Source organism: Pseudomonas sp. A-B-19 (genome assembly GCF_019947515.1).
In the GTDB taxonomy this organism is placed as follows: domain Bacteria; phylum Pseudomonadota; class Gammaproteobacteria; order Pseudomonadales; family Pseudomonadaceae; genus Aquipseudomonas.
The window spans coordinates 39,492-53,965 of record NZ_JAGYGN010000010.1 but is presented as its reverse complement, the minus strand read 5'-3'; the positions used below and the strand labels follow the sequence as shown (position 1 = coordinate 53,965).

The following is a 14,474-nucleotide window of genomic DNA, read 5'->3' as shown; positions in this document are numbered from 1 at the left end:
TATGAAAATCCGCGAGCTTGCCCACCACTGGGAAGAAAACGCCAAGGGTCGCCTGACCGACACCGGTTACTCGATTCATCTGGACGTGGAGTCTGCCGCACGGCTGGCCGCACTCGTCGAGATGTACCCCAGGCGGCATCCCGAAGAACTGCTCGGCGACCTGATCGGTGCCGCGCTGGAAGAGCTGGAAAGAAGCTTCCCGTATGTCAAAGGTTCGACCGTGGTCGCCACCGATGAAGAAGGCGATCCGCTGTACGAAGACATCGGGCCGACCCCGCGCTTTCTGGCGCTGTCCCGTCGGCATCTGCACGATTTGTCGATGCCTGACGACAAACAGAAGCACTGATTTTCCACAGAACCTGTGGGAGCGAGCTTGCTCGCGATGGCGGAGTGTCAGGCAACACATGTGTTGAATGTCAGGCCGTCATCGCGAGCAAGCTCGCTCCCACATTGGCCTGTATTTCACTTCGAAAATTGCGCTTCTGCGGACCTGTAAAAGGTCCGGCATAGCGCTTCGCGTCATGTAAATCCCCGTCTTAGAGCCCTGTCCATTCGATCGCGGTTTTTCAATAGCCGGCTAATTTCTCTGAACTTTCAAAAAAAGCCTCGGGTCAACCCAAGTAACCACGCCTGGGACAAGCGTTTCAAAACACCCCGCAATTGATGGTTTCAGCGCCTTGCCCAGGGTGGGCTTCGACGTTTTTCAGGAATTGGCCCAATGGAGTTGAAGACCATGAAAACCCGAACCGGAACCCCCTCATTTGCCTGTTCGCAAAGCCTGAAACTGGCGGCGTTGGCCCTGGGCAGTTGCCTGGTCCTGGCCGGCTGCGCCGGTAACCCGCCGACCGAGCAGTACGCAGTCTCCCTATCGGCCGTCAACGACGCCGTGAGCGCCGGCGGCACCGAGTTTTCCGCCGTTGAAATGAAGTCGGCCCAGGACAAGCTCAAGCAAGCCGAAATCGCCATGCACGACAAGAAATACGATCAGGCCCGAATGCTCGCCGAACAGGCCGAGTGGGACGCTCGCGTGGCCGAGCGCAAGGCCCAGGCGATGAAGGCCGAACAATCAGTGAAGGACGCGCAGAAAGGCGTCCAGGAATTGCGTCAGGAAAGCCAGCGCACCGTTCAGTAAGCGGCGCGGCGCCACGCATTCCCACTCGACTAAAAGGACGAAATCATGAAACGCAAACAAGTGATGATCCCTGCCCTGCTGGCTGTCACCGTAGCCCTGGCGGCCTGCTCCACACCACCGAACGCCAACCTCGAACAGGCCCGCAGCAACTACACCGGCCTGCAAGCCGATCCGCAGGCCAGCAAAGTCGCGGCGCTGGAAACCAAGGAGGCCAGCGACTATCTGGACAAGGCCGATAAGGCCTACAGGGACAAGGAGGACACGGCCAAGGTCGACCAGCTTGCCTATTTGACCAACCAGCGCGTCGAAGTGGCGAAGCAGACCATCGCCCTGCGCACCGCCGAGGCCAGTCTGAAAGATGCCTCGGCGCAACGGGCTCAGGCCCGCCTCGATGCCCGGGACCAGCAGATCAAACAGTTGAAGGACAGCCTCAACGCCAGGCAGACCGATCGCGGGACGCTGGTGACCTTCGGTGATGTGCTGTTCGCCACCGACAAGGCCGAACTGAAACCCAACGGCCTGGCGAACATCAACAAACTGGCGCAGTACCTACAGGAAAACCCCGAGCGTAAAGTGATTGTCGAGGGCTATACCGACAGCACCGGTACGGCGTCGTACAACCAGTCTCTGTCGGAACGTCGTGCAGGTTCCGTGCGTGCTGCGCTGGTGAAGATGGGCGTTGATCCGGCGCGTATCGTCGCCCAGGGTTACGGCAAAGAGTATCCGGTGGCGGATAACAGCAGCACCTCGGGCCGGGCGATGAACCGTCGGGTGGAGGTAACCATTTCCAATGACAGTCGGCCGGTAATACCGCGTTCGGCGGTGAGTTCATACACCCAATAATCAACCACAACACAAAAACCTGTGGGAGCGAGCTTGCTCCCACAGGGGTACTTTGATAGCTACAGACCCGGTTTACGGCTCCAGCTTCTGCGGCGTCTCCTGCCCCATGCAGCGCACCGCTTTTTTCTTGCTGTCGACCAGCACGCCGGTCAGGCCTTTCTGCTCCATGTCGAACAACACCAGTACGCCATCGATGCACTGCGCGACTTGGGCAGCCGGTTCCAGGGAGACTTTGTAGTCTTCGCCCGGAACGGTCTTGAGCATGGTGAATTCGTTGAGCAGCAACGCATCTTCAGGCTTGGCGAAGTGCAGGTAGCCGTACCACCACAGGGCACCGACGGTGCCGAGGATGCTGCAGATACCGGTGATGATCAGCGGGATGGCGTTGCGTTCTTCACTCATTGCGGACTCTCTGGTGGTTCATCTTCAGAATTCGGGGGTGCCGGGTAATTGGGGATTTCACCCAACCGGCGCAGACCGTTGAAATGCTGCGGGTCATCAAGAAAACGCAGCATGACCTTGCGCCAGACCGGATTGGCGAACGTCTGCACATGACCACCTCGGGTCAACTGCAGCACTCGCGGCGGCGGCGCAGCTTGATACAACCGGATGCCGTTGGAAAGAGGCACGATCGGATCGTCGATGCTGTGATAGAGCAGTTTCGGTACATCCTTGAGTTGCGCCATGGAGTTGATCGCGCTGTCGCCGTCCGGCACCAGCCAGGACAACGGCACCTGGAACGGCCAGGTCAACCACGAGTTGCTCAGGGCAAACCGGCCCACGCTGCGGTAACTGGCGGGGGCACCATCGAGGACGATGGCCTTGAGTTGTTTCTGCCGTTGCGGGTGCTGCACCAGGTAATGCACGGCCATCGAGCCACCCAGGCTCTGGCCGAGCAGGATCAATGGCTTGCCCTTGACCTGCGGCGCCTTGTCCAGCCAGGCGAATGCGGCGTCGATGTCCTGATAGATCGCCGGCAGGCTGGGTTCTCCTTCGGACAAGCCATAACCGCGATAGTCCACAAGCAACACCTGGTAACCATTTTTCGGCAACCAAAAGCTCCCGCCGAGGTGCATGGGCAGATTTCCGCCGTTGCCGTGCAGATGCAACACCGTGCCTTTGACCTCGACACCCTTCTTCGCCGGCAGCCACCACGCATTCAGCTTGAGGCCATCGGCGGTGATCAGGGTGACGGTGCGGTACTCGAGCCCGGCCTTTTCCGGAGTGAACAACTGGCCGGGTTCGGGGTAGAACAACAGCGAGCTGCAGCCGTTCAAGGCCAGGAGAAGGCAGAGAATGCCGAGGGTTCTCATCCGGTGAAACCTCGCGAAAAATGGCATTGGGATGCGTCTCCCTGTAGGAGCTGGCTTGCCAGCGAATGCGCTTTAACATTCAACATGGCTGTTGTCTGACACAACGCCTTCGCTGGCAAGCCAGCTCCTACAGCGAATATCACCAGCCTCAGAGGATGTTGGAGTAATCCGCCTCGATCCGGTCCAGGCTCAGGTGGTTGAGGAAGTTGGAGAAGCACATCCACGCCGAAAGCGCGTTCATGTCGCGGAACTGCTCCGGCAGGTACTTGGGCGGCACTACCATGCCTTCGTCAACCAACTGGCGCAAAGTACGCATGTCTTCCAGCGTGGTCTTGCCGCAGAACAACAGCGGTATCTGCTCCAGTTTGCCTTTGCGCACGGCCAGTTGAATGTAGTTGTAAATCATGATGAAGCCCTTGAGGTAGGACAAGTCTTTGGTAAATGGCAGACCTGTCGGCACCGAGCCACGGAACACGCGACTGGCGTTGCTGTAACTCTCGGGCATCTCGAAACCTTGCTCGCGGAAGAACTCGAACACCTGCAGGAAGTCCGCGCCCTCCTCCACCATGTGAATCGCGCGGGTGCGGTTGGTGAGTTTGCGCAGGCGACTCGGGTAAGAGGCGAAGGTGATGATTTCCATCAGGATCGCCAGGCCTTCCTGGGTCACCGTCGACGAGGGCGGGCCTTTGGCCAGGAAGGTGCAGATCGGCTGGTTCAGGCCGTTGAGCGTAGTGCCGACGTGCACCAGCCCTTCGTGGACTTCCAGGGCGCGCACATCGCGGTCGTTGAACATCGCGTCGGCGCGGATCTTGATGTAGTCGGCGCCCGCCGCGGCATCGGCGACGATGCCGTCCGACTCGAACACCCGAATGGTATCCTCGGCTTCGCCGAACACTTTGTTCAAGCGGTGTTGCAGCAGGCTGACGGCCTCTTTGGCGGTCAATGTCTTCGGTTCATCCTTGAGGTCACCACGACCGTCGATGTTGTTCAGGTATTCGGACAGCATCATGCCCAGGTCGGACAGCGTCGGGTCGCCGGCGTGGAATGCGTCGGACGCAGCGCCGTACAACTCCTGGGAAATCAGGCCGAAATCCTCGGTGCCACGCGCTTCGAGCATGCGCACCACCATGCGGTATTCCTTGCACATGCGCCGCATGATCTGGCCGACCGGGTTGAACTGACCGAGCTGGCGGGTAATGTCGCGCTCGATGTTCTGGAACTCCAGCTTCACGTTGCTCGAATCGAACGCCAGCGGCCGGTTGAGGTAGTAGTCGCGGTCTACCGCCGGCATTTCCTTGCCCTTGGCCTTGAGGAAGCCCTTGCGAATGTTGTCGTCCCATTTGACCGCATCGAGGACGCGGATCGGCGTCTGCGCCACCACAATACGATCGGACAAAATGCGTATCGACTGTTGGTAATCGTCCACGCGAAACTCCTGTAGAAACCTGTTTGTGCCGCTTATTTGGCTTTGGCCTGACGCTGATAGCGCACCGCTTCGACGAACACATCGGAATTGGCCGGGTCGTCGAGGTAGGCGGCGACTTGATCCATGTTGCTGTCGACCAATACGCCATCGCCGTCGTTGGTCTGCAAGCGTTCACCGCTCAGGGCTTTTTGCTTCACGGCCTGGTTGATCTGGTCGAGGTCGAGGTTGTAGACCACCAGCTCATGCTTGTCCGTCAGCTCAAACCCGCCAATGGTGAAATGCCCGCCGAATTGCGCCGACACCTTCGCCGACAGATACCAGCGGTTGCCATGGTGCGACAGGGTGAACGGATAGGCCTCCCGCTCCTTGGGCCTGGCCCGGTAGTAGCTGACGGCCTGATAGCGGTTGTCGCCGATGCGGGTCAGTTCGAGGTTGAGCGGCTCGCCCCAGGCATTGGTGCTGGTCCATTTGCCGAGCAATCCCTTGGGCGCGGGTTCGCTTGTGGGCAGCGGCTCCCTGAAGGTCACCAGACAGCCACCGAGCAGCAGGAACGACAAGGCGATCACAACGACACGCCAGGCTTTCATTCAATACTCCCTTTGAACACACAGCGACTTCAAAATGGCCACCGCCTCCCCCTTGTAGGAGCTGGCTTGCCAGCGAAAGCGCCCTGACAATCGACATCGATGTTGCCTGACATTGCGCCTTCGCGAGCAAGCTCGCTCCTACAGGGGTTGTATCAACCCATAGACTTATACCGACGCCAATACCAAATGCATGTAGCGCGTCAGTATGCCGAGCATTTCCTCTTCGGCGGCAGGCTCGTCTACATTGAGCAGCCCTTGATATTCCATCCGGCCGATAATCGCCGTCAACACCTTGGCATCCTGATGCGGCTCGCGCGAGCCCAGCACCTGGAACAGCTGGCAGGAGCCCTGCAAGAGGATTTGCTGATGCGAGCGCACCAGTTCGGCCAGGCGCGGGTTGAGCAATGCTTCCTGACGGAACGCCTGCTCGGCCATCAAATGTTCACGGCGATTGACCAGTTGCCGATGAACGTAATCAGTCATCAGTCGCGCAATATCGTCCGCCAGTTTCGAGCGCGCCTGCGGGCTGCCATCGCCACTGGCGATCATGTCGCGCAGCAGGCCTTCATTGTTCACCCACAACTTGCCCATGTACGCCGCACTGCGTTCCACATATTGGGCGAAGGTATCGGTGAGCAAGTCATCGATATCCTTGAAATAGTAAGTGGTCGCCGACAACGGTACTTGCGCCTCGGCGGCCACCGCGCGGTGTCGTACGGCGCGTACGCCATCGCGCACGACAATGCGCATGGCAGCATCCAGGATTTCCTGTCGTCGCTGCTCGCTGCCCTGTCGGCTGGCCTTGCGGCCCTGGTACTGAACACTTTCAGCGACCGCAGTGGCGACACCCGCTGCACCTTCTTGAGCTATTGCACGAATCACGACAGGTATTTCCTCTCAGATGAAAGTAACAAGTTGATACGTTTGTACCAGACAGGCAATAAAAAACCGCCTGAAAAGGCGGTTTTTTAATTGAAACACTTACGCTTGCGGCCGCATGTGCGGGAACAGGATCACGTCGCGGATCGACGGGGAGTTGGTCAGCAGCATCACCAGACGGTCGATACCGATGCCTTCACCGGCCGTTGGCGGCATGCCGTACTCCAGCGCACGAACGAAGTCGGCGTCGTAGTGCATGGCTTCGTCGTCGCCGGCGTCCTTGTCGGCCACCTGGGCCATGAAGCGCTCGGCCTGATCTTCCGCGTCGTTCAACTCGGAGTAGGCGTTGGCGATTTCACGACCACCGATGAACAGCTCGAAACGGTCGGTGACGTTCGGGTTCTCGTCGTTACGACGGGCCAGCGGCGACACTTCGAACGGGTACTGGGTGATGAAGTGCGGCTGCTCCAGCTTGTGCTCGACCAGCTCTTCGAAAATCATCACCTGCAGCTTGCCCAGGCCTTCGAAACCCAGCACCTTGGCGCCGGCTTTCTTGGCGATGGCGCGAGCCTTGTCGATGTCGTTCAGATCATCGGCGGTCAGCTCAGGGTTGTACTTGAGGATCGAGTCGAACACCGACAGACGCACGAACGGCTCGCCGAAGTGGAACACCTTGTCGCCGTACGGCACGTCGGTGCTGCCCAGAACCAGCTGAGCCAGTTCGCGGAACAGTTCTTCGGTCAGGTCCATGTTGTCTTCGTAGTCGGCGTAGGCCTGGTAGAACTCCAACATGGTGAATTCAGGGTTGTGACGAGTCGAAACGCCTTCGTTACGGAAGTTGCGGTTGATCTCGAACACTTTCTCGAAGCCGCCAACGACAAGGCGCTTGAGGTACAGCTCCGGTGCGATACGCAGGAACATTTCCATGTCCAGCGCGTTGTGGTGAGTCTCGAACGGCTTGGCTGCCGCGCCGCCCGGAATGGTTTGCAGCATCGGCGTTTCCACTTCCAGGAAGTCACGCTTCATCAGGAAGCTGCGGATGTGGGCGATGACTTGAGAACGCACGCGGAACGTCTGGCGCACGTCTTCGTTGACGATCAGGTCAACGTAGCGTTGGCGGTAACGCTGCTCGGTGTCGGTCAGGCCGTGGTGCTTGTCCGGCAGCGGACGCAGGGATTTGGTCAGCAGGCGCACGCTGGTCATTTCAACGTACAGGTCGCCCTTGCCGGAACGGGCCAGGGTGCCTTCGGCTGCAATGATGTCGCCCATGTCCCAGGTTTTCACCGCGGCCAGGGTTTCTTCGGACAGGGTCTTGCGGTTGACGTAGACCTGGATGCGCCCGGTCATGTCCTGGATCACCATGAACGAGCCACGGTTGAGCATGATGCGACCGGCAACCTTGACCGGGATCGCAGCCTCTGCCAGCTCTTCCTTGGTCTTGTCCGCGTACTGTTTCTGCAGTTGTTCGCAGTAGTTTTCGCGGCGGAAGTCGTTCGGGAAGGCATTGCCCTTGGCGCGCTCGGCAGCAAGCTTTTCCTTGCGCAGGGCGATCAGGGAGTTTTCTTCCTGTTGCAGGGCTTGCGGGTCGAGTTCTAGGTCGCTCATGTCTTTAGATATTCCATCTGGTTCGTTGCCCCCGGCCTGCGGCCGGGGATCGCCGGCAAGCCGGCTCCTACAGGGATCGCGGTGTGTCAGCGTATTACAGCCCCGACTTCAGGCTCGCTTCCAGGTATTCGTCGATGTCGCCATCGAGCACCTTGTCACAGTCGCTGCGTTCGATGTTGGTGCGCAGATCCTTGATCCGCGAGGCATCGAGCACGTACGAACGGATCTGATGACCCCAGCCGATATCGGACTTGGTGTCTTCCAGCGCCTGGGACGCCGCGTTGCGTTTCTGTATTTCCTGCTCGTACAAGCGCGCCCGCAACATTTTCATCGCGGTATCTTTGTTGGCGTGCTGGGAACGTTCGTTCTGGCAGCTGACCACGGTATTGGTCGGTACGTGGGTGATACGTACGGCCGAATCGGTGGTGTTTACGTGCTGACCACCGGCACCGGAGGAGCGATAGGTGTCGATCCGCAGGTCTGCCGGGTTGATTTCGATTTCCACCTTGTCATCGATCTCGGGGGAAACGAACACCGCAGAGAAAGATGTGTGGCGACGGTTGCCGGAGTCGAACGGGCTCTTGCGCACCAGGCGGTGCACGCCGATCTCGGTCCGCAACCAGCCAAAGGCGTATTCGCCCTTGATGTGCACGGTGGCGCCCTTGATCCCGGCGACTTCACCGGCCGACAGCTCCATGATGGTCGCGTCGAAGCCGCGTTTGTCGGCCCAGCGCAGGTACATGCGCAGCAGGATGTTGGCCCAGTCCTGGGCTTCGGTGCCGCCGGAACCGGCCTGGATGTCCAGGTAGGCGTTGTTCGGATCCATTTCGTGACTGAACATGCGGCGGAATTCAAGCTTGGCGAGGTTTTCCTCGAGACGGGCCAGCTCGGCGACGACATCGCCCACTGCGCCTTCGTCGTTCTCTTCAACGGCCATGTCCAGCAGGTCGCGGCAATCGGCCAGACCGGTGTTCAATTCGTCCAGGGTATCGACGATCTGCGCCAGCGCAGCGCGCTCGCGGCCCAGTTCCTGGGCGTATTCAGGTTTGTTCCAGACACTCGGATCTTCAAGCTCGCGATTGACTTCGGTCAGACGCTCATGCTTTTGATCGTAGTCAAAGATACCCCCGAATAGTTTCGGAGCGCTCGGACAGGTCCTTGATGGTGTTCAGGATCGGGTTGATTTCCATGACGGGCAGCACTCATTGGCGAACTTTTGAAAGCCGGCGAGTATACCGGGAAACGGCTTGAAACGGCAGTCCGCTTGGCTGAAAAGGCAGGTTTACCGGCGATCTTTGCAATCACACAAAACCCTGTAGGAGCGAGCTTGCTCGCGAAAAAGCCAAAAGCACCGCTGGGCATCTGGCTCTACGCGTTATCGTTCACGACCATCGCGAGCGAGCTCGCTCCTATAAGGGAAAACGGCTCAGCCGTCATCCTGTTCGCGCCTTTCAGTGATGTCGCTCTCGAGTGGCAGCACAGTGCCGGTGATCCCCGAAGCCTGATTCGACCCAAGAAACGGAATGGCCGGGGCCATGGTGCTGATGCGGATTGTTAGTGAAGCCAGTTCAAGGTCTGGTTGCGGGGCAGTACATACATACCGGTATTCGCGACCGAGTAGGCCGCCGACGGTGTGGCTCTGATGACCAGCTGGGCCCACAACCGCCGGTTTGCACGGTAGCACCGCTGCCGCGCGGCGGCATGGCTCGCGCAGCTGCATGGCCATAAATAACTTGCCCTTGAGGATGATGCTGTAAACATCTCTCGGAGTACTAATCAACAACAAGTTTAAGACCTCGACCGATCTGTAGGAAAACAACCTCAAAAATAACGGACAATTCCTACTTGATTAGCAATTGCGCAACGCACCTGCTTTCCCTATAACTATGCAACACAAAAAAGCCGCCAACAACATACTAACACCGCCATCGAAAACCTTAAGTCTCAGGAACCTAAGCAAGCTACAGCAACACCACAAAACATGGATATGCCACCTCAACTTACCATTCAAAGGACTACCATGAAAAAAATCGACAGAATAATAATTGTAGGTTTTGGAAGTATCGCCCAAGCTTTGCTACCGTTACTTTCAGAAAACTACAATTCAGAGATCGTCATTTTCGACAAAGAAATCGACGCAACGCGACAAAATATCGCGACTGAATATTCCGCAATATTAAACAAAAAGCTGATAACCCAAAATAACTTCCACAGTGTTTTGTCACCATTATTAAGTGACAGCAGCTTCCTCCTAAATCTGGCGGTATCTGTTTCCAGCTTAGCCCTGATAAATCTAGCCCAACGGTTCGACACACTGTATTTAGACACATGCATAGAGCCTTGGGAGTACGCAAACAAAAACAACAACTTAAAAAGCAACCACTCTCTAAGAGAAAGCCTGAAGCAATATGCGCAAACCCAGACCAGCACAACAACAGCAATCATTGGGCACGGAGCAAATCCTGGCTTTATATCCATATTACTAAAAAAAGCAATGCTTGAAATGGCACTCAAGAATGGAATACATGATCAACCAACAACACAACCCGAGTGGGCCAAACTATCAGAACGCCTAGAATTACAGGTTATACAAATATCAGAGCGCGACACACAAATCTCGTCCAAAAAGCGCGCACCAAAAAGCTTTATCTGCACGTGGTCTGTGGACGGACTGATTACAGAGTGCTTGCAACCGGCGGAACTGGGTTGGGGATCTCACGAAGTAGACGTTCCACTGAACGCCAAGAACAACGGATATTCACTCGAACTTGTTGAACCAGGCCAAAACGTCATCGTAAAAAGCTGGTCTCCAAATTACTTAGAATTTGACGCATATCTATTAACACACAACGAATCGCTATCAATCGCCGAATACTTAACTTCAGATACCTCATCAGCACCAAAATATCGACCAACCGTATACTACGCATATCATCCTTGCGACCAAGCAGTAGATTCAATGCATTTACTTTGCAGCGGGAGTGAAGATCAAATCGAATCAAAGGAAGTAATGAAAGACGATATAGTTTCCGGCATCGACGAGCTCGGTATTTTCCTGATCAGCAAAAAATACAAATCACTTTGGCTCGGCTCTAATCTTTCAATAGGCAAGGCAAGAAAAATGGCAAAACATAACAGTGCAACGAGCCTACAAGTCACATCAAGCATCGTTGCCGGCATGAAGTGGGCTGAGCAAAATTCAGAATCCGGGGTTCTAGAATCCGAAAATCTAGACTGGGAATACATCTACGACTTCGTAGAGCCGTACTGGCAGCCAATAGTTATCCAAGAAACTGACTGGCGTCCAAGCCGCAACGGCACTCTACAATTTCATAACTTTAGGGTATTCCCCCAAAACCGATAAAAAGTGGAAGTCAAACCCCATGAACATGACAAAAACAACAGAATCCAGAATCCCCCCCCGCTCGACCCCGGATGCTGCCGTGGTGCTGGCAAACTTCCGATTCCCTGATACAAAACTAAGCAATATCGAGCGTACTGAATGGAAGGAGATATTATTCGACTCAATAATTACTGAGTACGATGCACGGCGACTTTATTGGCACTTAAAGACCAAATACCCGAATTACTTTCCATCACTGGTGGAAGTGCTTAACCCCTGGCTCAGGGACGAAATTGACCATGCTTATGGTTTTGCCTTGATCTATTCATCATTCACTGGCACCCCCCTTGATCAAGTTACTCTGGAGGCTGAAGTTAGAAACCCAGACTTCAGTGCAATCAACCCAATAACTGATGACACATTCAAACTTCTCATAATGTTGGCCTACGACGAAATCATTACTACACACGTTTATCACCGCAGCATAGTAAAGTACGATAAATTTGAATCTCCACAACTTTCGAACTGGATCAGAAAAACAAAAAAAGATGAAATCAATCACTTCTTCTCCTTTATCGAAAAAGCCAAGAAACTATTCCCCGACCGGGTAGATGAAACCGCTTCAATTCTAGAAGAGATCTTCGCTATAGATTTCGAAAAACCAAACTACTCTGGAACATTTGTTCTGGACCATAACACGCCAGACTTCCCTATTCAAAAACAAGAAATTAGAGACTTCATAATCCCTACCATCATAAAAAAAATAAATGCGTAAACTGGACTACAGGAGAACAAAATGAACCCATCTTTTCTAACAAAAAAACACTGGAGTTCAAAAGCACTTTTCAATGAAATATCTGGTAGCGAATGGACAAACCCTGGAATTGACTTAAAGTACAAAGAATTCTTTATGGCAGACTTATTTTCAGAGTACGACGCCATCAATCTTTATCATCATTTACACCTACAGAGAGCACAATTCTCGCCGTACTTCGTCCAGTATCTCGATTTATGGTTTGCAGATGAAAAAAATCATTCCGACGGTTTTTTTGAGCTTATTCGCCTTTTATTTGGCTCAACCGAGGAAGAACTGATAGATCAACTAAAAACGAGAACCGGGAGCTTTGATCAACTACAAGAAATATTTACAAGCGAATTTAGCCTACTACTTCTATTCGCTTACGATGAATACACATCAGTTAAAACATATAAAAAAGACACATTTTATAATGAGTTCGGGCACGAAAACTTTAACACATGGATTAAAAACCTGATTGCGGACGAAGCCATACACTTCGGAAATGCAATAAAAATACTAAAACACAAACACTCTTCAAATTTACACAAAGCCGAAGGCATACTTCACAACATTGCCAAGCTCGAAAATATGCCCTATCAGAACACATTTCTTTTTGATCACGACGGCCCTCACTTTTTGCTCAAATCAAGCGAGCTCGGAGACCCTGTAGTAACAGACATTTTATCCATACTAGCCAAAGGTTAAAAATGAAAAGCCACTACTACATGGCAGCGTCCTTAATACTTATGGTTTTCGGTGAGATACTAACGATCTACAGCGAAGTATACGCCTCAAAGCTTCCCGACCGTTCATTGGAAACCCCTTTAATATTTGTAAAACCTATAATACTTATCAGCATTGCTGGCTTAAGTCTAATTTTTGCGTACTGGTTAGGATATCAAGCAACTGGAAATATCTGGGTAGTAACTGTCGCCTCCTTGACACTCCTTCTGATTCTTGAACCAATTGTGATATACGCAATGCTAAAGGAACTACCTGAAAGAGGCGCTCTAATTGGCTTCATCTTAGGCGCAACTGGCTTGATCGCCACTGTCACACTTTAATCAGCCCTCAGGAAAAATCATGTCAAGCAAAGAAAAAATAATGAGCTGTACTGTTTGCGGTTATGAATATGATCCCGCCTTGAGCGATCCTGAGAATGGAATAACACCAGGCACGCCTTGGGACGATCTGCCCGAAGATTGGTTATGCCCAGATTGTCAGATGCCAAAAGAAGATTTTGAATAAAATACTTATCGTGACATCCGCTTTTATTCCTATTAAATACGGCACTACCCTCAAACCTTTATGAATAGCTGACATGTTTATTTTCAGACATTCGAAAGCAAACCTGCCAGCATTCTTAAATAACAACCAACAATTGTATGGAGCGTCTATCCGTACAAAAACACTCGTAAATCATGCAACAAGCTTCTTTAGTCAAACCTCATGCACAAGGTTTGCGAGGATTTCGTTTCGGACGCAGCCTCGCGGGCTCCGCAGTTGCTATAGCGCTACGGAGCGTTGTACCGTCACCCAACCCCCACCTGATTACGCCCATTGTTCTTCGCCGAATACAGCCCCTTGTCCGCCGCCAGGATCAGGTCGCGGCAGTTGCTGCCTGTTTTTGGGGTGATGGTCGACAGGCCGATGCTGATGGTCAGGCTCGAACCTTCGGTGGGCGAGTTATGCGGGATCTTCAGGGCTGCCACGGTCTGGCGCAGTTTTTCGGCCACCAGCCGTGCACCGCCCTGGGAGGTGCTGGGCAGCACCAGGGCGAACTCTTCGCCGCCGTAGCGGGCCGGCAGGTCGGAAGGTCGGGCACTGGCGTCCTTGATCGCCGCGGCGACCTTGCGCAGGGCTTCATCGCCTTCCAGGTGACCGAAGCTGTCGTTGTAGGCCTTGAAGTAGTCCACATCGATCATCAGCAACGACAACTGGCTCTGCTCACGCAACGAACGGCGCCACTCCAGTTCCATGTATTCATCGAAGTGTCGACGGTTCGACAACCCGGTCAGGCCATCGGAGTTCATCAGGCGTTGCAGCACCAGATTGGTGTCGAGCAACTGCTGCTGGCTGACCCGCAACGCGCGGTACGCCGCGTCACGCTGCAACAACGTCATGTAGGAGCGCGAGTGATAGCGGATGCGTGCGACCAGTTCGATGTTGTCCGGCAACTTGACCAGATAATCGTTGGCTCCGGCCGCAAAGGCCGCGCTCTTGATCAACGGGTCTTCCTTGGTCGACAGGACGATGATCGGAATGTCCTTGGTTGCCGGGTGATTGCGGTATTCACGTACCAGGCTCAGACCGTCCAGCCCCGGCATCACCAGGTCTTGAAGAATCACCGTCGGCTTGATGCGCACTGCGTGGGCGATGGCCTGGTGCGGGTCGGCGCAGAAGTGGAAATCGATATTCTCTTCGTTCGCCAAACCGCGGCGCACGGCTTCGCCGATCATGGCCTGATCGTCCACCAGCAACACCATGGCGGCGTTTTCGTCGGTCTTGAATTCGTCGAGCTGTAATTCAGTCATGTGCGGTCACCTG

The 14,474-nt window shown here is 54.5% G+C and carries 17 protein-coding genes; 8 read left to right on the top strand and 9 right to left on the bottom strand.

Annotated features, from left to right (window positions below):
* Position 1: 1 nt before the first annotated feature.
* The 3 genes from KGA81_RS13550 (at position 2) to KGA81_RS13540 (ending at position 1,975) form a co-directional block, all read left to right on the top strand.
* Entirely contained in the window at positions 2-346 is a 345-nt protein-coding gene (locus KGA81_RS13550) for a pilin assembly protein (protein WP_223546612.1), read from the top strand.
* A 372-nt stretch (positions 347-718) separates the two neighbouring features.
* Positions 719-1,132, top strand: coding sequence for a DUF4398 domain-containing protein (locus tag KGA81_RS13545; RefSeq protein WP_223546610.1), 414 nt, complete (start codon positions 719-721; stop codon positions 1,130-1,132).
* A gap of 45 nt (positions 1,133-1,177) precedes the next feature.
* Entirely contained in the window at positions 1,178-1,975 is a 798-nt protein-coding gene (locus tag KGA81_RS13540) for an OmpA family protein (RefSeq protein ID WP_223546608.1), read from the top strand.
* 72 nt (positions 1,976-2,047) lie between these two features.
* On the opposite strand, the gene KGA81_RS13535 is transcribed toward KGA81_RS13540, so the two are convergent.
* The 8 genes from KGA81_RS13535 to KGA81_RS13500 all read right to left on the bottom strand — a co-directional run bounded on the left by KGA81_RS13535 (position 2,048) and on the right by KGA81_RS13500 (position 9,571).
* The gene (locus KGA81_RS13535) at positions 2,048-2,377 is read right to left on the bottom strand and encodes a hypothetical protein (RefSeq protein WP_223546606.1); all 330 of its coding nucleotides are present in this window, start codon (positions 2,375-2,377) and stop codon (positions 2,048-2,050) included.
* The gene (locus tag KGA81_RS13530; protein WP_223546604.1) at positions 2,374-3,288 is read right to left on the bottom strand and encodes an alpha/beta hydrolase; all 915 of its coding nucleotides are present in this window, start codon (positions 3,286-3,288) and stop codon (positions 2,374-2,376) included. Before KGA81_RS13530 ends, KGA81_RS13535 begins: the two co-directional genes overlap by 4 nt.
* A 148-nt stretch (positions 3,289-3,436) precedes the next feature.
* Positions 3,437-4,714: a flavohemoglobin expression-modulating QEGLA motif protein gene (locus tag KGA81_RS13525; protein ID WP_223546602.1), complete on the bottom strand. Its 1,278-nt coding sequence runs from the start codon at positions 4,712-4,714 to the stop codon at positions 3,437-3,439.
* 32 nt (positions 4,715-4,746) lie between these two features.
* Positions 4,747-5,301 carry a hypothetical protein gene (locus KGA81_RS13520; protein WP_223546592.1) on the bottom strand — a complete coding sequence of 185 codons (555 nt, stop codon included), beginning with the start codon at positions 5,299-5,301 and terminating at the stop codon, positions 4,747-4,749.
* A gap of 165 nt (positions 5,302-5,466) precedes the next feature.
* A complete protein-coding gene (locus KGA81_RS13515; RefSeq protein WP_223458310.1) occupies positions 5,467-6,183 on the bottom strand; it encodes a TetR/AcrR family transcriptional regulator in 717 nt (238 codons plus the stop codon).
* A gap of 99 nt (positions 6,184-6,282) precedes the next feature.
* A complete protein-coding gene (gene lysS / locus KGA81_RS13510; protein ID WP_223546590.1) occupies positions 6,283-7,785 on the bottom strand; it encodes a lysine--tRNA ligase in 1,503 nt (500 codons plus the stop codon).
* Between the two features lie 94 nt (positions 7,786-7,879).
* Positions 7,880-8,975 (bottom strand): peptide chain release factor 2 gene (prfB, locus tag KGA81_RS13505; RefSeq protein WP_115947770.1). Its coding sequence is split into 2 segments (ribosomal slippage): positions 7,880-8,902 and positions 8,904-8,975, totalling 1,095 coding nucleotides; the frame shifts between segments, so codons are not numbered across the junction.
* Positions 8,976-9,211: 236 nt separating this feature from the next.
* Complete coding sequence (locus KGA81_RS13500) at positions 9,212-9,571, bottom strand: hypothetical protein (protein ID WP_223546588.1); 360 nt, start codon at positions 9,569-9,571, stop codon at positions 9,212-9,214.
* A gap of 234 nt (positions 9,572-9,805) precedes the next feature.
* On the opposite strand from KGA81_RS13500, the gene KGA81_RS13495 reads away from it, so the two are divergent.
* The 5 genes from KGA81_RS13495 to KGA81_RS13475 are packed head-to-tail and all read left to right on the top strand — an operon-like array spanning position 9,806 to position 13,175.
* Positions 9,806-11,149, top strand: a complete 1,344-nt coding sequence (locus KGA81_RS13495; protein ID WP_223546586.1) for a saccharopine dehydrogenase C-terminal domain-containing protein — start codon at positions 9,806-9,808, stop codon at positions 11,147-11,149.
* A gap of 19 nt (positions 11,150-11,168) precedes the next feature.
* On the top strand, positions 11,169-11,903 hold the full coding sequence (locus KGA81_RS13490; protein WP_223546584.1) for a ferritin-like domain-containing protein: 735 nt from the start codon (positions 11,169-11,171) through the stop codon (positions 11,901-11,903).
* A 21-nt stretch (positions 11,904-11,924) separates the two neighbouring features.
* Positions 11,925-12,632, top strand: a complete 708-nt coding sequence (locus tag KGA81_RS13485; protein WP_223546582.1) for a hypothetical protein — start codon at positions 11,925-11,927, stop codon at positions 12,630-12,632.
* Between the two features lie 20 nt (positions 12,633-12,652).
* Complete coding sequence (locus KGA81_RS13480) at positions 12,653-12,991, top strand: hypothetical protein (protein ID WP_223546798.1); 339 nt, start codon at positions 12,653-12,655, stop codon at positions 12,989-12,991.
* Positions 12,992-13,010: 19 nt separating this feature from the next.
* The gene (locus tag KGA81_RS13475; protein WP_223546580.1) at positions 13,011-13,175 is read left to right on the top strand and encodes a rubredoxin; all 165 of its coding nucleotides are present in this window, start codon (positions 13,011-13,013) and stop codon (positions 13,173-13,175) included.
* Between the two features lie 284 nt (positions 13,176-13,459).
* Here KGA81_RS13475 and KGA81_RS13470 read toward each other — a convergent pair whose 3' ends face one another.
* The gene (locus KGA81_RS13470; RefSeq protein ID WP_223546578.1) at positions 13,460-14,461 is read right to left on the bottom strand and encodes a PleD family two-component system response regulator; all 1,002 of its coding nucleotides are present in this window, start codon (positions 14,459-14,461) and stop codon (positions 13,460-13,462) included.
* Positions 14,462-14,474 lie beyond the last annotated feature (13 nt).

Bases quoted from the DNA above. Each gene is read 5' to 3' on its own strand.
- KGA81_RS13530 (WP_223546604.1), bottom strand. From the start codon at position 3,288: ATGAGAACCCTCGGCATTCTCTGCCTTCTCCTGGCCTTGAACGGCTGC.
- KGA81_RS13550 (WP_223546612.1), top strand. From the start codon at position 2: ATGAAAATCCGCGAGCTTGCCCACCACTGGGAAGAAAACGCCAAGGGT.
- KGA81_RS13480 (WP_223546798.1), top strand. From the start codon at position 12,653: ATGGCAGCGTCCTTAATACTTATGGTTTTCGGTGAGATACTAACGATC.
- KGA81_RS13495 (WP_223546586.1), top strand. From the start codon at position 9,806: ATGAAAAAAATCGACAGAATAATAATTGTAGGTTTTGGAAGTATCGCC.
- KGA81_RS13540 (WP_223546608.1), top strand. From the start codon at position 1,178: ATGAAACGCAAACAAGTGATGATCCCTGCCCTGCTGGCTGTCACCGTA.
- KGA81_RS13470 (WP_223546578.1), bottom strand. From the start codon at position 14,461: ATGACTGAATTACAGCTCGACGAATTCAAGACCGACGAAAACGCCGCC.
- KGA81_RS13490 (WP_223546584.1), top strand. From the start codon at position 11,169: ATGAACATGACAAAAACAACAGAATCCAGAATCCCCCCCCGCTCGACC.
- KGA81_RS13545 (WP_223546610.1), top strand. From the start codon at position 719: ATGGAGTTGAAGACCATGAAAACCCGAACCGGAACCCCCTCATTTGCC.
- KGA81_RS13520 (WP_223546592.1), bottom strand. From the start codon at position 5,301: ATGAAAGCCTGGCGTGTCGTTGTGATCGCCTTGTCGTTCCTGCTGCTC.
- lysS (WP_223546590.1), bottom strand. From the start codon at position 7,785: ATGAGCGACCTAGAACTCGACCCGCAAGCCCTGCAACAGGAAGAAAAC.
- KGA81_RS13475 (WP_223546580.1), top strand. From the start codon at position 13,011: ATGTCAAGCAAAGAAAAAATAATGAGCTGTACTGTTTGCGGTTATGAA.
- KGA81_RS13485 (WP_223546582.1), top strand. From the start codon at position 11,925: ATGAACCCATCTTTTCTAACAAAAAAACACTGGAGTTCAAAAGCACTT.
- KGA81_RS13535 (WP_223546606.1), bottom strand. From the start codon at position 2,377: ATGAGTGAAGAACGCAACGCCATCCCGCTGATCATCACCGGTATCTGC.